The organism is Microvirga sp. HBU67558 (assembly GCF_018069605.1).
Taxonomy (GTDB): domain Bacteria; phylum Pseudomonadota; class Alphaproteobacteria; order Rhizobiales; family Beijerinckiaceae; genus Microvirga; species Microvirga terrae.
This window is the reverse complement of sequence record NZ_JAGPUP010000551.1, coordinates 37,884-54,526: the sequence shown is the minus strand read 5'-3', so window position 1 is coordinate 54,526 and position 16,643 is coordinate 37,884. Positions and strand designations below refer to the sequence as shown.

Sequence of the window (16,643 nt, the reverse complement as noted above, 5' to 3'; positions counted from 1 at the left end):
CTGCGCCGAGCCGATTGTGTCAACAGCGAAGCTTTATTTCGGGCGCACGGCCTGATCCAGCAAAGGGTGCGCGGCACAGGCGATGGCGCAGCTCTTCACACCGGCGGCCACCACTCTGTTTCGGGTGGTGATCGTGCTCCTAGGTCTGAGCGCCGTAGCGGCCGGCTGCATAGCCTATGTCTGGGCACGCTCCGACAGCACCTGGAATGTCGGAAAGGCGGCGCCGCAGCCGGTGCCTTTCCGGCATGATCTCCACAGCGGTTCCCTCGGCATCGACTGCCGGTATTGCCACGCGACCGTGGAGCGCGCGGCGGATGCCGGCATGCCCTCCGCCCAGACCTGCATGTCGTGCCATTCGCAGGTATGGGTGGGAGCAAGCGTCCTCGAGCCGGTCCGATCGAGCTTCGTCCTCGGTCAGCCGATCGAATGGACGTCCGTTCATCGCCTGCCGGACTACGCCTATTTCCATCACGCCGCTCACGTGACCAAGGGTGTTGCCTGCGAGACCTGCCACGGCCGCGTGGATCAGATGCCGAAGACGGTGAAGTCCCAGACCATGTCCATGGGATGGTGCCTTGATTGCCATCGCGATCCCGTGCCGAATCTGCGGCCGCGCGAGGCGGTGTTCGCGACCGGATATGAGGCGCATGGCCAGAACCTGCCCGAGGACGTGCGTACATTCTATGAGGAGGCTTCGCGACGCCTCACCAGCTGCAACACCTGCCACCGGTAGAAGCGATGCGTGAGGAACCACCATTCGATGTCGATGCCGTGCGGGTCCGCCTTGCGACGGAGAAGGGACCCACGCTCTGGCGCAGCCTGGAGGAGCTCGCCGATCGGCCGGAGGTTCGCCGGCATATCGAGGCCGAGTTTCCCGACATCGTGCGGGCCTCCGCCATCGACCGGCGGACCCTGCTCCGGCTGATGAGCGCATCCTTGGCCTTGGGAGGCCTCGCGGCCTGCAATGGCAGTGGATCCGGCAGCAACGCACCGCTCCTGTCGCTGAGCCGCAACATGCCCGGTCATACGCCCGGGGTGCCGCTCACCGTAGCCACGTCGATGGCGCTCAACGGCCTTGGTCGGGGCGTCCTCGTCAAGACCCAGGAGGGGCGGCCGATCAAGATCGAGGGCAACCCCCTACATCCGGCAAGCCTCGGCGCGACGGATGTGTTCGCCCAGGCGGAGATTCTGTCCCTCTACGACCCGGATCGATCAGACACTCCGCTCCAGAACGGCTCTGCGAGAAGCTGGGAGGAGCTCACGGGCTTCATCCGACCTGTGCGCAACGATCTCGTCGTGTCGGAGGGAGGGGGATTGCACATCCTGATGCCGCCGACCTCGTCGCCGACCCTGCACCGGCTTATGGCACAAGCGCGGCAGCTCTTTCCATTTGCGAAGTTCCATGAGTTCTCACCCGTCGACGACGGCTGCCGGCGAGACGCCGCCATAGAGTCGTTCGGCCGGGATCTGGATTTCGTTTACGATCTGACCCGGGCCGACATCATCGTGACGCTCGGGGGCGATCTGTTCGCCGAGGAGCCGGGGCACCTGCGCTATGCCGCGGATTTCCAGGCACGGCGGCGGGTGCAGGAGCGCGCTCTGCCGCGTCTCTACGCCGTCGAGACGCGGTTGAGCCTCACCGGCGCTCGCGCGGAGGAGCGCCTTCCGGTTAGGCCGAGAGATTTCCAACCCTTCGTTCAAGCTCTTGCGGCTGCTCTGGAAATCGGCGTTGCGTCGACGTCCGAAATGCATCCGGCCATCCTGAAGCTGGCGGATGCGTTGCGCCAGGCGGGATCGCGCAGCCTCGTCGTGGCAGGGCGCGAGCAGCCGACCCGGATTCATGCTCTCGTGCATGCGATCAATGCCCGGCTCGGCGCGTTCGGCACCACGATCCGCGCCATCGAACCGGTCAGGCCGGCAATGGCCGAAATGCGGACGCTGCCCGATCTGGCGCAGGCCATCGAGGCCGGCGAAGTGTCCCGTCTCGTCATTCTTGGTGGAAATCCGGTCTATGCCGCTCCAGCGGACATCGACCTGGCCTCGCTGGTGAGGCGCGTTCCGCTGTCGCTTCATCTCGGCCCGCATTGCGACGAGACGGCGGCCGTCTGCCAGTGGCATATCCCCGAGGCGCATCCGCTCGAAAGCTGGGGCGACCTGCGGGCCTTCGATGGCACGGTCGGCTTGAGGCAGCCCGCAACGATGCCGCTCAAGCCGGGGCTGAGCCAGGAAGAGTTCCTCGGCCTCATGGCTGGTCAGAACCTGACCGGTCAGGCGCTGGTCCAGGCCACGTGGCGTGAGGCCTGGGGCGAGGGCTTCGAGGAACGCTGGGCCCGCGCGCTCGAAGACGGAATGATCGAGGGCTCGGCCGCCCCGACGGTCGCATTGACCGAACGGTTCGATCTGACAGCTGAAATGGCAGTTCCTTCCATATCCAGTGGGATCGACGTGGTGTTCGCTCCCGATCCGTCCGTCTGGGACGGCACCTACGCGAATAACGGCTGGCTGCAGGAGCTGCCGAAGCCCCTGACGAAGCAGGTCTGGGGCAATGCGGCGCTTCTCGCGCCCGAGACCGCGGCCGTCTTCGGCCTGTCCTCGGGCGATGCCGTCGATCTCGCAGTCGACGGGAGGACGATCCGGGTGCCGGTGTGGATCATGCCGGGCCATGCGCCCGGCGCGGTGACGCTGACCCTGGGCTACGGCCGCCAGCGCGCCGGCAGGATCGGCGACGGCATCGGGGTTGACGCCTATGCGGTACGCCCCTCCCGGCGCCCCTGGATCGCCACCGGCGAGATCAGGAAGGCCGGCGAGCGGATCCCGGTCATCTCGACCCAGCAGCACCATTCCCTGCAGGGCCGCGACATCGTGCGGGTGGTCGCCCCCGATCAGGCGCCGGCTCGGGAGCAGGAGGCGCAGCCCTCGCTTTATCCGGAATGGCCCTACGAGGGCCATGCCTGGGGGATGGCGATCGACCTCGATGCCTGCATCGGCTGCAACGCCTGCGTCATCGCCTGCCAGGCCGAGAACAACATCGCGGTCGTCGGGCCGGACGAGGTGGCGAAGGGGCGGGAGATGCACTGGCTGCGGGTCGACCGGTACCATGCGGGCGATCCCGCCAATCCCGCGACCTATTTCCAGCCCGTGCCCTGCATGCATTGCGAGAAGGCGCCCTGCGAGGTGGTCTGCCCGGTCAACGCCACGGTGCATTCGTCGGAGGGGCTCAACGACATGGTCTACAACCGCTGCATCGGCACGAGGACCTGCTCGAACAACTGCCCCTACAAAGTGCGGCGCTTCAACTTCCTCGATTATCGGGGCACGGACTACACGGCCTCGCCCGAGGCCATGAACCCGCAGGTGACGGTCCGCGACCGCGGCGTCATGGAGAAATGCACCTATTGCGTCCAGCGCATCGGGGCGGCCCGCGCCGATGCGCGGGTCGAGGACAGGCCCCTGCGCGACGGCGAGGTGGCGACGGCCTGCCAGCAGGCCTGCCCGACGCAAGCCATCGTGTTCGGGGACGTGAACGATCCCGCAAGCGCCGTGAGCCGCCTCAAGCGGAGCCCGCGCAATTATGCCCTGCTCGGCGAGCTCAACACCAAGCCGCGCACGACCTATCTCGCCCGCATCGAGCCCTCCAGCGAGAATGGGTAGCCCAATGAGCGGTAGAGCCCAGGCGGTGACGAGCACGGTCGCGGACGTTGCGCTGTCCCGCCGGTTCGGCTGGGTCTGGTGGATCGCGCTTCTCGCCTCGGGAGCGCTCGTGCTGCTGCTGGGCTACACGCTGATCTCGGTAGCGATCCTCGGAGTCGGCGTCTGGGGGGTGAACATTCCCTTCGTCTGGGGCTTCGACCTCATCAACTATGCCTGGTGGATCGGCATCGCCAACGGGGCGAGCCTGTTCGCAGCCATCCTGGTGCTGCGTCGCCACGGTCTGCGCACGGCCGTCAACCGCTTCGCCGAAGGCGTGGCGTTCTTCGCCGTCATCTGCGCGGGCATTTTCCCGATCGTCCATCTCGGGCGTCCCTGGCTGTTCTACTGGGTGTTTCCCTATCCGGCGACGTTCCAGGTCTGGCCGCAGTTCCGCAGCACCCTGACCTGGGACTTCTGGGCCATCAGCACCCATGCCATCGTGACGAGCCTGCTCTGGTATGTCGGCCTCATTCCCGACCTCGCGACCCTGCGCGACCGCGCCCGAACCCGGGCGGCGAAGCGGGTCTATGGCGTGTTCGCCCTCGGCTGGCGCGGCTCGGTCCGCCACTGGGCCTTTCATCAGCGCGCGTACCGCCTCGTGGCCATCCTGGTGCTGCCCCTGATCCTCATCATGCAGAGCACGGTGGCGTTCGAGTTCGCCGTGACCCTGGTGCCCGACTGGCACGAGACGCGCCAGCCGCTGCATTTCGTGGCCACCGGCCTGGCTCAAGGGTTGTCGATCGTGCTGCTCGTGGCGGTTCTGCTGCGCTGGGGGCTGCGGCTGGGACGCTACATTGACGAGGAGGACGTCGATCTCCTGGGCCGGCTCGTCCTCGCGAGCGCCCTCGTGTCCGGCTATCTCTATCTCGACGAGATCGCGTCCGCGCTTCTGGCCGAGCGCATCCCGCAGGAAGCCACCTTCAACCGCATCACCGGTGATTACGCGGGCCTCTACTGGACGTCCATCGTCTACAGCATCGTGATCCCGCAGCTTCTCTGGCTCAAGGCCGCGCGTCAGAGCACCGTCGCGGGGATCTTCGTCGGAATCTCCATCGGGGTCGGAATCTGGTTCGACCGCTTCTCGATCATCATCGGCGGCCTCCAGACGGACTACCTGCCCTCCATCTGGCGAACCTACGCGCCGACGCTTCCGGAAACAGGCCTGTTCCTCGGGACCCTGGGGTTGTTCGCGGCTCTCTTGCTGCTGTTCGTGCGCTTCCTCCCCGTGGTCTCCATGTTCGAGACCCGCCACGACGAGCACGAGGAGGCCTCCTCATGACGCAGGCTCCCTACGGCGTCATGGCCGAATTCAAGACGCCCGACGCCCTTCTGGCGGCCGTCAGATCCGCCAAGCGCGCCGGCTACACGCGGTTCGATGCCTACAGTCCGTTCCCGCTGCCGGATCTCGCCGAGGAGCTCGGCGTCCGCACCACCGTCATTCCCTGGATCGCCTTCGTGGCGGGCCTGATCGGCGCCGGCCTTCAATACGGCGCCCAGTACTGGATGAACGCCGTCGACTATCCCTTGAACGTCGGCGGCCGGCCGCTGGACAGCTGGCCGGCCTTCATCCCGGCGACGCTGATCGTGGCGATCCTCTGGGCCGGGGCCGCGACCCTGATCGGGCTGCTCCTGATTCTGCGGCTGCCGCGGCTCCATCATCCCGTCTTCGCCGTTCACGGTTTCGAGCGGGCGTCCAACGACCGCTTCTTCCTCTGCATTCTCGGCGACGATCCGCTCTTCGAGGACAACGAGACCCGCGGCTTCCTGGAGGCCCAGTCGCCGATGATCGTGCGGGAGGTTCCCGCATGCGGCTGATCTTGAGCCTCGTCGGCCTGGGTCTTCTCCTGGCCGCCTGCGATACCGGCACCGAGGAGCGGAATGCCGTCGCGTCCACGCGGACCGTTCAGAGACCCTACCAGGCGCTGCCGCCGGGCACCGTCGCCCGGGGAACGGCCGCCCGGCAGGCGGCCCTGGAACCGCCCGGGCCTGAACCGACGCCACAACTCCTCGCACGGGGCGAGGAGAGGTTCCGGGTGTTCTGCTCACCCTGCCACGGGATCAGCGGGCGCGGCGACGGAACCGTGGTCTCGCGCGGCTTTGCGCCGCCGCCCTCCTATCACGAGGAGAGGCTGCGCGGCCTGACGCCCGAGCAGATCGTCCAGGTGATCACCCACGGCAAGGGCCGGATGTTTCCTTACGCGGACCGCGTGCCGCCCGAGGAGCGCTGGGCCATAGCGCATCACGTGAAGCGGTTGCAGGAGCGGGACGCCGATGCACCCGAGGCTTCGGAGGCCGGAACCCCATGAGCCTCATCGACGCCTTCTACGTCGCGTTCATCGGCCTGTCGGGGTTCGCCATGGGCAGCCTCGCGGTACTGATGATCGGCCACGTCATGAGCGAGCACTGGCTCGCCCCGGTGCGAGCCGAGGTGGAGGCCGCCGCCCTCACGATGCCGCTCCTGATGCTCCTCGGCGTGCCGCTCGCCTTCGGCCTCGGGGAGATCTTTCCCTGGGTCGGCGGGCGAGCCGGCCTGCCGCCCCTTCGGGCCGCGTTCCTGAGCCCTAGCTTCTTCCTCCTGAGGAGCGCCGCCTATCTGACAGTCTGCGCCGGGCTGGCCCTCTGGCTGATCCGCGCCCGGAACGTGCGCCGGGCGAGCGCTGTCGGGCTCGCGCTCCTGACGCCGATCATGAGCTTTGCGGCCTATGACTGGGTTCTGTCCCGGGAGCCGCATTGGTGGTCGAGCCTCTTCGGCTTCGCCTTCGGGCTGAGCCAGGCCCTGGCCGCCCTCGCACTCGCGATCCTCGTCACGCTGCTCAGGCCGGAGCCTGCCTCGCCGGCGCGCATGAAGAGCCTGGAGCGCGCCTTACTGACATTGGCGCTTGTCACCCTGTGGACATGGTTCGCGCAGTTCATCATCGTCTGGCTGGCCAACCTGCCGGATGGCGCCGCGTGGTACATGAGGCGGTCGGATGCCGGGAGTCTCACCCTTCTCAAAGGAGCCTACGGGCTGATGCTGGCCGCCATCGTGGTGCTGGTGCCGTCCGGCGTCAGCCGGGCCGGCATGATCGCCGGAAGCGCGTTGGCGCTCCTCTACCACGGCGCCCACACACTCTGGATCCTCCAGCCCGAGAAGGATCCGTCATGGGCCGATCTCGGCGTGATCCTCGGGGCTGCGATCGTCTGGTTTGCGGCATTCGCGGCCGTGATGCGACTTCGTCCGACCTACGCCGAGGAAGCGGCGGCGGAACCCTAACTTTTGGCGCCAGAGCCGATGGGGGTATTCGGGATGAGGCGGCGCGTGCGCGGCTCCGTTTCCGACGGATCGGAGGCCGGCCGCGGCGGATCGATTATCGTGTCGTCCGGCTCGCGGAGCGGGAGCGGGGGATCGGGGGGATAGACCGGCGCCCGGTCGGCGCTGCGGCTGTAGAGATAGCTTGCGATGTGGCGGGCCTCCGCCTCCGTCACGCCTTGGGCCGGCATGCCGGTGCGGGGCTTCAGGGCGACGGGGTCGACGAGCCAGGCGATCAGGTTCGGCGGGGTGTTCGGCAGGAACCCGGCGAGAAGGTGCTGGCGGGCATAATCCTTCAGCTCGGGCCCGACCCGGCCTCTCGCCCCTCTGACGCCGTCGATCGCGTGACAGGTGCCGCAGCCATAGGATTGGATCAGGGCGCGTCCCCGTTCGGGTTCGCCATCGGCGATCTTCATGGCGGACCCATCCTGCGACTCGCTGCAGGCGGCGATCCCCGCAAGAATCGGGACGAGGGAGAGGCAGGTCAGTGCGCGCCGGATCATGGGCTCTGCTTGAGAAGTTTCGGTGAGGCAACCGGCGGGCGCATTCTCCGTTCCCGGCCCGGGGCCGTCACCAGCCGGAGCGCCATGATCAGGCCGGCCAGGAGATAGATGCCGCACATGGGAAGGGACATGATCGCGCCGGCCAATTGCTGATCCTCCAGGGCGCTCAGGCCGCAGGCGGCAGTGTCGGGCGAGTGATAGAGCGCCTCGCGGGCGAAGCTGAGGAGGGCGCTCAGGAGGCCGCTCTGCAGCAGCGTGACGAAGCACGCGATCAGGGCGGCAGCCGCCCCTTGGCGCCCCGACCGGGCCTTGATGATCGCGCGCCAGAACAGGAGCGCGGTGCCGAAGAAGAGAACATGCTCGAGCCAGTGAAGCCGGTCCGACGCGAGCGCGGCGTCGAAGAGCGCCGGGCTGTGCCAGATCCACAGGGTCGCCATGTGGATCATGGCGGCCGGGATCGGTTTCGCGCAGGGCGCGAGTAGGGCGAACGCCGCTCTCGTCGGTCCGTTGCGCGCCAGCCCGCGCCGCCAGGAAGCGGGCAGGGCCCAGAGCCAGGGCACCTCCGGCTTGCCGAGCACGAGGAGCGGCGGCGCGACCGCGATCAGGAGGATGTGCTGCACCATGTGGGCCGACAGGAGCGGCTTGGAGAGCCCCTCCAGCGGTGAGAGAAGCGCGACCGCCAGCACGAGGATTCCTGCGGCGAAGGAGAGGACCTGCGCCAGGCCGAATCCCGGCAGGAACCGGCCGAGCTGCGCGCGCAGGCGCCATGTGCCGAGGACGAACAGCAGGCTCGAAGCCGCGAGCGGAATCGTGACGAGAGGATCGACCGACCAGGAATGCCAGAGATCGCCCGGGCCGTGAGGAGCCGTGCCATGGGCGAGGGCCGGGCCGCCGGACAGGAGCGCGGCCGCAACCGCGAGGCGCGGCGCGGCTTTCGGCCATTTCCGACAGGACGTTTCGCGGGAACCAAGTCTCACGGCCAAGCTTATCCGTTCAGGGCATGCAGCACCCATGTAGGGCGGATGGATCTCGAAGCGACACGGCAGGGCCCTGCGGGGCGGCTGCGCACGGCGATGGCGCGTGCGGCCGTCGTCGCGTGCGCGCTCTCCCTCATGGGTTGCGACGGGGTTCAGTCGGCGCTCGATCCAGCCGGCGGCGACGCGCTTCGGATCTACCGGCTCACGCTCGTGATGACGATCGGCGGCAGTCTGATCTTTCTTCTCGTCACCGGGCTCCTGCTCTATGCGATCTTCGCCGCGCCGGAGCGCCGGGCCTGGCTCGGCAGCCGCAGGACGGTGATCATCGGCGGGCTCGCCTTTCCCATCGTGGTTCTGTCCGGTCTTCTGCCCTATGGGCTCATCGTCATGCGCGACACGGACGTCCCGAGGTCGGGCGCGCTCCCCGTCGAGGTGATCGGCGAGCAGTACTGGTGGCGTGTGAAATATCCGGCCGAGCAGGAGAGGGCCGAGTTCTCCACGGCGAACGAGCTCGTCGTTCCCGTCGGCCGGCCCGTGACGGTGTCGGTCACCGCCGCCGACGTGATCCACAGCTTCTGGATCCCGAATTTCGGCGGCAAGGTCGACATGATCCCGGGGCGCGTCAACCGCCTCAACTTCACGGCCGAGCGACCGGGAACCTATCGCGGCGTCTGCGCCGAGTTCTGCGGCGACCAGCATGCCCGCATGGCCTTCGACGTGGTGGCGCTGGAGCCCGATGCCTTCGCGGCCTGGCGCGATGAGCAGGCCAACCCCGCCCGGGAGCCGGACCTTCCCGACCGGGCGCGGGGCCGGGAGCTGTTCCGCGCCGGAGGATGCGGCTCGTGCCATGTGGTGCGCGGGACCGAGGCCGATGGGGCGTTCGGTCCGGATCTGACCCATGTGGGCAGCCGCCGCACCATCGGGGCCGGCCAGTTTCCGAACAATGTCGGCACGCTCGCCGGCTGGATCGCCAACACGCAGCACATCAAGCCGGGCGTCAGGATGCCGTCCTACGGGTCGTTCACGGGCGAGGACCTGCGGGCGCTGGCCGGGTATCTGGAGAGCTTGAAATGAATGTGTCCGAGCGCCCCGGATCCTTCGTCCCGCGGGAGCCCGATCTCCCCAATCCGCTGCCGCGCCCGGACGGCGAGTTCGAGGCGCTCGAGAGGGCCTGGAAGGCTCCGCGCGGCCTCAGCTTCATCACGGCCGTCAACAACACCTATGTGGGCCTGTGGTATGTCGGCACGGCGTTCCTGTTCTTCATCCTGGCGGGCATCCTCGCGCTGATCATGCGCGCGCAGCTCGCGGCCCCGGAAAGCGATCTCGTCGGACACGATCTCTACAACCAGCTCTTCACCATGCACGGCACGGTGATGATGTTCCTCTTCGCGGTGCCGGCCGTCGAGGCCGCGAGCGTCTATCTCCTGCCCAACATGCAGGCGGCGCGCGACCTGCCGTTCCCGCGTCTGTCGGCCTATGCCTTCTGGGCTTATTTCGTCGGCGGGCTCGTGTTCTTCGGCACGATCTTCTTCGGCCTGTCGCCCAATGGCGGCTGGTTCATGTATCCGCCGCTCACCGGCAGCAAGTACTCGCCGGCCGAGAACGCCGACTGGTGGCTGCTCGGCATCGGCTTCATCGAGATTTCGGCCGTCGCGGGCGCCATCGAGATCATCGTGGGCGTGATGAAGACCCGGGCGGTCGGCATGAGCCTCGACAAGCTGCCGGTCTATTCCTGGGCCATGCTCGTCTTCGCCGTGATGATCGTCATCGGGTTTCCGGCGATCATCCTGGGCACGCTGCTGCTCGAGATGGAGCGCGCCTTCGACTGGCCGTTCTTCATCGCCGAGAGGGGCGGGGATCCGCTGCTGTGGCAGCACCTGTTCTGGTTCTTCGGCCACCCGGAGGTCTACATCATCTTCCTGCCGGCGACCGGCATGGTGTCGATGATCGTGCCCGCCATGGCGCAGACGCCGCTGGTCGGCTACCGCCTGATCGTGCTGGCGCTCATCGCCACGGGGTTCCTCTCCTTCGGCCTGTGGGTGCACCACATGTTCGCCACCGGCCTGCCGAAGATGTCGCTGAGCTTCTTCTCGGCGGCCAGCACGGCCGTGGCGGTGCCGAGCGGCATCCAGGTCTTCGCGTGGATCGCCACCATCGCGTCCGGGCGCATGAAGCTCACCACGCCGTCGCTCTTCATCATCGGGTTCCTGTTCATCTTCACCCTCGGCGGCCTCACCGGCGTGATGGTCGCCATGGCGCCGTTCGACTGGCAGGCGCATGACAGCTACTTCGTCGTGGCGCACCTGCATTACGTGCTCATCGGCGGCATGGTGTTCCCGCTCTTCGCCGCCTTCTATTACTGGGTGCCGGTGGCGAGCAAACGCCCCCTGTCCGAGCGGCTCGGGCGCTGGGTGTTCGGCCTGATGTTCCTCGGCGTGAACGTCACGTTCCTGCCGATGCACGTCACCGGTCTCATCGGTATGCCGCGGCGCGTCTATACCTATCCGGTCGGCATGGGATGGGACGCGCTCAACCTGGTCTCGACCGTCGGGGCCTTCATGATCGCCGCGGGCGTCGCGGTCTTCCTCGTCGATTTGGCACGCAACTTCCGCTTCGCCGGCGAGGACAATGCCGGCAACATCTGGAACGCCAGCACCCTCGAATGGCTGCCGAACGGCAACTACAACACGCGCAGCATTCCCTCGGTCGTCAGCCGCGATCCGCTCTGGGATCAGCCCAACCTGTCGAAACACGTGGAGGACGGCCGCTACTACCTGCCCGGAACCGCCACGGGCGGGCGCGAGGCGCTGGTCACGAGCCCGTTCGATGCGACGCCGCAATACATCCTGCAGGTTCCCGGCCCCGGATGGCAGCCCGTGCTGGCGGCCGTGTTCACGGCGGCGTTCTTCCTGCTCCTGACGGTGAAGTTCGTGCTCACGTCCGTGGTCTGCGGCGTGATCGCGGTCGGCTGCGTGATCTGGTGGCTGTGGGAGACCGATCCCGGCCCCGTCCGCCCACCCGCCGATATCGGCGGCGGCATCGTGGTGCCGGTCTACGTCACCGGCCCGATGAACCATTCCTGGTGGGCGATGATCGTCCTCATGGTGGTGTGCGGCATGGTGTTCACCTGCCTGATCTTCTCCTACCTGTTCCTGTGGCTCGTGAATCCCGGCGCCTGGCCACCTCAGGGCATCGAGCCCCCGGAGCGTCTCTGGCCCCTCGTGTCGGCTGCGCTCTACATCGCCAGCGCGGCACTGATCGTCGTGGCCAGCCGCATCTTGAGGGGCGACGACCGCCGCAGCCCGCGCGCCGTGCCGATCCTCATCGCGGTGGCGCTCCTGCTCGTGTCCGGCGCGTCGGCGGCGGACCTGTGGGCGCAATGGCGGACGGGCTTGAGCCCCTCGGCCCATGCCTACGGGGCCGCCGTCTACGCCATCGTGTCCCTGCAGATCTTCTTCGTGCTGACGACGCTCGTCATGGGGCTCTACACCATCGCCCGCTGGCTCGCCGGCCGGCTCGACAGCATCCGCCGGACCACCTTCGACAATACGATGCTGTTCTGGTCCTACACGGTCGGCCAGGGCCTGGTCGGCCTGGCGGTCGCCCACGGCTTCCCGCGCCTGATCGGAGGGCCCTGAGCATGATCGGCAGGCGGACCGGACAGGTCGTGCTGATGCTGGCCGGGCTCCTCGCATGGGCGGTCCAGTTCACCATCATCTACGGGGCGACGTCGACCCTCTGCGGCCTCGACCGGGCGGACGCGACGCTCCTCGGGATCGGGAATGTTCAGGCCGTCGTCCTGGCGACGACGCTCGCGGCCTTCCTGGCCGCCGCCGGTGCGCTGGCTTGGTTGCTGTGGGCTCAGAAACGAACAAGCGACCAGGCGGCCCCGGCGGATCGCTTCATGACCCAGGCGGGAGTGCTGATCGGCGGCTTCTCGCTGATCGCGATCCTGTGGCAGGGACTTCCCGCCCTCATCCTTCCGGCTTGCGCGTGAGGCGCACCATGCACGAGGCTCGACCATGATCAACTGGCAGGAGATGTTCATCCCGGTTCACTCGATCCCCGAGATCATCCTGCGCGGGACGATGACCTACATCATGCTGTTCCTGATCCTGCGGTTCCTGCTCAAGCGGCAGACCGGCGTGATCGGGGTCGCGGATCTTCTCGTGATCGTCCTCATCGCCGACGCGGCGCAGAACGCCATGGCGAACGAGTACAAGTCGATCACCGAGGGCGGCCTTCTCGTTCTCACCATCGTGTTCTGGAACTACGCGATCGACTGGCTCGGCTTCCACTTCCCGGCCTTCCAGCGTTTCACCCGGCCGTCGCCGCTCCTGCTGATCGAGAACGGCAAGATGCTGCCGAAAAACATGCGGCAGGAGATGATCACCACGGAGGAGCTCGCCAGCCAGCTGCGGGAGCAGGGCGTCGAGCACTGCTCCGACGTGAAGAAGGCCTATATCGAGGGCGACGGGACGATCAGCGTCATCCGGAAGGACAAGGGCGAGACCGGCGGCAATGACGGGTCGCTGAAGGGGATCACCTGACCCCGTCAGACGATGCCCCCGCTGCCGCCGGCGACGGCCGGTCGTTCCTTGGCGACCGTCTGGCGGTAGCCGCTCGCCCGGTAGGCGGCGATCGGGTCGATGGCGCCGCCGGCCTGCAGGCGCGCCATGGCGAGGATCGGCTCGACGTCCGTCCGGTAGGCCGCCTTCAGGGTCTCGGACGCCATCAGGGCGTCGTTGTCGTCCTGGTAGCCCTCGAGGGCCTTCCGGTTCACGAGAAGCGCCTGGGCGTAGGCGCGGCGGATCTCGTTGGCGCTGCGGATCAGGCTTTCGATCGGATCGGTCACGTTGTGCGACTGGTCGATCATGTGGGCCGGGTGGAAGTCCTGCGCCCCGCGCTGCTCGGCATCCACCAGTTCGTTGAACACCAGGAAGAGGCGGTGAGGGTCGATCGCGCCCGCATCGAGGTCGTCGTCGCCGTATTTCGAATCGTTGAAGTGGAAGCCGCCGAGCTTCCTGAACTGGATCAGGCGCGCCACGATCATCTCGATGTTGACGTTCGGCGCATGGTGGCCGAGGTCGACGAGGCAAGAGGCCTTCTCGCCGAGTTCCGTCGCGATCAGGTAGTTGGTGCCCCAATCCTGCACGACGGTGGAGTAGAAGGCCGGCTCGTACATCTTGTGCTCGGAGAAGATGCGCCAATCCTCAGGCAGCTGCTGATAGATCGTCTTCATCGAGTCGAGATAGCGCTCGAAGCTCCCGGTGAAGTTCGTCTGGCCCGGGAAGTTCGAGCCGTCGCCGATCCACACGGTCAGGGCCCTGGAGCCGATCGTCCGGCCGATCTCGATGCACTCGATGTTGTGCTCGATGGCCTGTCGGCGCGTCGCGGCGTCCGTGTGGCTCAGGGAGCCGAACTTGTAGCTCTTCTCCTGGCCCGGCGCATCCGAGAAGGTGTTGGAGTTCATCGCGTCGAAGCCGAGACCCAGGGCGTCGCCATGGGTCTTGAGCCGCCGCGGATCGTCGACCTTGTCCCACGGGATGTGGAGCGACACGGTGGGGGTCGCCCGGGTGAGCTGTTGAATGACCGCGCAATCATCGAGCTTGTCGAAGATGTTGCGCGGCTCGCCGGTGCCGGGAAAGCGCGCGAACCGCGTGCCGCCCGTGCCGACGCCCCAGGAGGGAACCGCCACGAAGAACTGCGCGACCTTGCCGGTGACGGCGTCGATGTCGAGGCCGTCGCGGGCGAGCCGGGCGCCCAGCGCCTCGTAATCCGCCTTCAAGGCGCTCATGCGGGTCTCGTTGTCGGCCGAGACGGTCCCTTGCGCGATCCTGTATTCGGTCATGGCGTTCTCCCTGGAGCATCGGACCCAAGCGTGGATCCACCCTCGGGATCCGATCCAATGCTCGATTCCTTGAGCAGCGCATCGTGCGGAGCGGCCCTCCGGGGCGGCACGATGCGCTGGTGCGGATTCTATCGCGTGAACGACGTCGCGTTGCCCGCATCCACGTTGATGATGTTGCCGGTCGACTTCGCCGACAGGTCGGATGCGAGGAAGTAGATCGCCTCGGCAATGTCCTCCGGGAAGACGTTCAGCTTCAGCAGGGAGCGCTTGCGGTAATGCTCCTCCAGCTCGTCGACGGCGAGCTTCGACGAGGCGGCGCGCTGCTCGCGCCATTCGCCGGTCCAGATCTTGGAGCCGCGCAGCACGGCGTCGGGGTTGACCGTGTTCACGCGGATGCCGGCGTCTGCCCCCTCCAGGGCCAGGCAGCGGGCGAGGTGGATCTCCGCCGCCTTTGCGGTGCAATAGGCCGAGGCGTTGGGCGAGGAGGCGAGCCCGTTCTTCGACGAGACGAAGACCACGTTGCCGCCGAGCTTCTGGCGCCGGAACAGGCGGAAGGCCTCCCGCGAGACGAGGAAATAGCCCGTCGCCAGAATGTCGATGTTGCGGTTCCACATCGCCAGATCGGTGTCCTCGACGGGCGCCGAGGAGGCGATGCCGGCATTGGACACGAGGATGTCGATGCCGCCGAATTCGACGCTGGCCTCGATGAAGGAGGACAGGACCTCCGGCTCGCTCGTGACGTTGAGCTTCACGCCGCGCACGGAATCCTGCCCGTAACGCTTGGAGAAATCCTCCACCGTGCCGGTCAGCGAGTCCTGATCGATGTCTGCCAGCACCACGCAGGCGCCCTCGGTCACCAGACGCTCGGCCGTGGCGCGGCCGATGCCGCCGGCGCCGCCGGTGATGAAGGCCACGCGGCCCGCGAGGCTCTTGGGTTTGGGCATGCGCTGGAGCTTGGCTTCCTCGAGCAGCCAGTACTCGATGTCGAAGGCTTCCTGCTCGGGAAGACCCTGGTACTCGGACACCGAGGAGGCGCCGCGCATCACGTTGATGGCATTGACGTAGAACTCGCTCGCGATGCGCGCCGTCGCCTTGTCGCGGGCGAAGGACAGCATGCCGACGCCGGGGATCAGGAAGATCACCGGGTTGGGATCGCGCATCTTCGGGCTGTTCGGGTGCCTCGACTGCTCGTAGTAGCGGGTGTAATCGGCCCGGTAGGCTTCGAGCGCCGCATCGAGACCGGCGAGAACCGCGTCGACGTCCGGCGCCTTCGGGTCGAAGTCGAGGACGAGCGGGCGGATCTTCGTGCGCAGGAAGTGGTCGGGGCAGCTTGTGCCGAGCTGGGCCAGGGGCTTCAGGTCGGCCGAGTTGACGAATTCGAGCACCGCATCCTGGTCGTCGAAATGACCGAGCTTGCGCTCCGCCTGGCCGATCCTGCCGCGGATCTCCGGCATCAGGCGCGCGGCCACCTTACGGCGCTCGTCCCGCGAGAGGCTCGACGTCACGGCGCCGCCGAAGACCGGCTTGCCGGCCGTCTTTTCGGCGAACCACTGGTTGGCCCGGTTGATGATGCGCAGGGTCAGCGCGTAGCATTCCTTGGCATCGTCCGCCCAGGTGAAGAGGCCGTGGCTCTCGAGCACCACGCCCTTGGCGTCGGGATTAGCCCTGGCGAAAGCCTCCAGATCGAGGCCGAGCTGGAATCCGGGGCGGCGCCAGGGGAGCCAGCCGATCTCGTCGCCGAAGATCTCCCGGGTCAGCTCGCGCGAATTCCTGGACGCGGCGATCGCGATGATCGCATCGGGATGCATGTGATCCACATGCTTGTAGGGCAGGAAGCCGTGGAGCGGCGTGTCGATGGACGCCGCCCGCGTGTTGAGATTGAACGTGGCATGGGGCAGGAAGCCGACCATGCGGTCCTCGTCCTCGACGCTCTTGTAGAGGGTCTTCAGGGAGCGCAGCTTGTCCATGTAGAGGGTCGCGAAGCCGTCGAGCTTGATCGTGCCCACGTCGCCGCCCGACCCCTTGACCCAGAGCACCTCGGCCTTCTCGCCCGTGAGCGGATCGGTCTCGATCACCTTGGCCGAGGTGTTGCCGCCGCCGTAATTGGTGATCCGCTTGTCGGCGCCGAGCAGATTGGAGCGGTAGAGCAGGAGGCCCGGCTCGTCGAGAGTGGCCGCCTTGGCGTCGTCCCAGTGATTGTCGAGGAGTTTGACGGCTTGGGTCGCGGTGTCCACGGTGTCCTCCTGATCGCTCGCGGGGGCGCAATCTGCCCCGATTTGAGCCGAAAGGTGGCGGGAGCCTCCGAGGATGTCAACCAGAAACGATCAAATATG

14 protein-coding genes are annotated in these 16,643 nt (G+C 67.2%); 10 read left to right on the top strand and 4 right to left on the bottom strand.

All coding sequences use genetic code 11. The features are described 5' to 3' along the window. Positions 1–82 precede the first annotated feature (82 nt). Genes KBI52_RS24555 through KBI52_RS24530 form a run of 6 tightly spaced genes read left to right on the top strand, consistent with a single transcriptional unit; the run spans position 83 to position 6,943 of the window. The gene (locus KBI52_RS24555; protein WP_173948369.1) at positions 83–733 is read left to right on the top strand and encodes a cytochrome c3 family protein; all 651 of its coding nucleotides are present in this window, start codon (positions 83–85) and stop codon (positions 731–733) included. A 5-nt stretch (positions 734–738) separates the two neighbouring features. Further along, positions 739–3,651 (top strand): TAT-variant-translocated molybdopterin oxidoreductase, encoded by a 2,913-nt coding sequence (locus KBI52_RS24550; RefSeq protein ID WP_210812045.1) that lies wholly within the window; start codon positions 739–741, stop codon positions 3,649–3,651. 4 nt (positions 3,652–3,655) lie between these two features. Then, complete coding sequence (gene nrfD, locus KBI52_RS24545) at positions 3,656–4,969, top strand: NrfD/PsrC family molybdoenzyme membrane anchor subunit (RefSeq protein WP_210812044.1); 1,314 nt, start codon at positions 3,656–3,658, stop codon at positions 4,967–4,969. Beyond that, a complete protein-coding gene (locus tag KBI52_RS24540; RefSeq protein ID WP_173948372.1) occupies positions 4,966–5,505 on the top strand; it encodes a DUF3341 domain-containing protein in 540 nt (179 codons plus the stop codon). Before nrfD ends, KBI52_RS24540 begins: the two co-directional genes overlap by 4 nt. Then, positions 5,496–5,996: a cytochrome c gene (locus KBI52_RS24535; protein ID WP_173948373.1), complete on the top strand. Its 501-nt coding sequence runs from the start codon at positions 5,496–5,498 to the stop codon at positions 5,994–5,996. The genes KBI52_RS24540 and KBI52_RS24535 overlap by 10 nt, the downstream gene beginning before the upstream one ends. Next, on the top strand, positions 5,993–6,943 hold the full coding sequence (locus tag KBI52_RS24530) for a hypothetical protein (RefSeq protein ID WP_210812043.1): 951 nt from the start codon (positions 5,993–5,995) through the stop codon (positions 6,941–6,943). Before KBI52_RS24535 ends, KBI52_RS24530 begins: the two co-directional genes overlap by 4 nt. On the opposite strand, the gene KBI52_RS24525 is transcribed toward KBI52_RS24530, so the two are convergent. Beyond that, positions 6,940–7,482, bottom strand: coding sequence for a cytochrome c family protein (locus KBI52_RS24525; protein WP_210812042.1), 543 nt, complete (start codon positions 7,480–7,482; stop codon positions 6,940–6,942). The two genes, KBI52_RS24530 and KBI52_RS24525, sit on opposite strands and share 4 nt — an antisense overlap. Further along, positions 7,479–8,459, bottom strand: a complete 981-nt coding sequence (locus KBI52_RS24520) for a cytochrome c oxidase assembly protein (protein WP_210812041.1) — start codon at positions 8,457–8,459, stop codon at positions 7,479–7,481. Before KBI52_RS24520 ends, KBI52_RS24525 begins: the two co-directional genes overlap by 4 nt. A gap of 45 nt (positions 8,460–8,504) precedes the next feature. Between KBI52_RS24520 and coxB the strand changes: the two genes are divergently transcribed. The 4 genes from coxB to KBI52_RS24500 are packed head-to-tail and all read left to right on the top strand — an operon-like array spanning position 8,505 to position 13,009. Then, positions 8,505–9,533 (top strand): cytochrome c oxidase subunit II, encoded by a 1,029-nt coding sequence (gene coxB, locus KBI52_RS24515; RefSeq protein ID WP_247654628.1) that lies wholly within the window; start codon positions 8,505–8,507, stop codon positions 9,531–9,533. After that, the gene (locus KBI52_RS24510) at positions 9,530–12,097 is read left to right on the top strand and encodes a cbb3-type cytochrome c oxidase subunit I (RefSeq protein ID WP_210812039.1); all 2,568 of its coding nucleotides are present in this window, start codon (positions 9,530–9,532) and stop codon (positions 12,095–12,097) included. The genes coxB and KBI52_RS24510 overlap by 4 nt, the downstream gene beginning before the upstream one ends. A gap of 2 nt (positions 12,098–12,099) precedes the next feature. Next, entirely contained in the window at positions 12,100–12,456 is a 357-nt protein-coding gene (locus KBI52_RS24505) for a hypothetical protein (protein ID WP_210812038.1), read from the top strand. A 25-nt stretch (positions 12,457–12,481) separates the two neighbouring features. Continuing rightward, positions 12,482–13,009: a DUF421 domain-containing protein gene (locus tag KBI52_RS24500; RefSeq protein ID WP_210812037.1), complete on the top strand. Its 528-nt coding sequence runs from the start codon at positions 12,482–12,484 to the stop codon at positions 13,007–13,009. Between the two features lie 5 nt (positions 13,010–13,014). On the opposite strand, the gene rhaI is transcribed toward KBI52_RS24500, so the two are convergent. Further along, positions 13,015–14,310 (bottom strand): L-rhamnose catabolism isomerase, encoded by a 1,296-nt coding sequence (gene rhaI, locus KBI52_RS24495; RefSeq protein ID WP_210812036.1) that lies wholly within the window; start codon positions 14,308–14,310, stop codon positions 13,015–13,017. Between the two features lie 128 nt (positions 14,311–14,438). Continuing rightward, a complete protein-coding gene (locus KBI52_RS24490; protein WP_210812035.1) occupies positions 14,439–16,544 on the bottom strand; it encodes a bifunctional rhamnulose-1-phosphate aldolase/short-chain dehydrogenase in 2,106 nt (701 codons plus the stop codon). Positions 16,545–16,643: the final 99 nt, after the last annotated feature.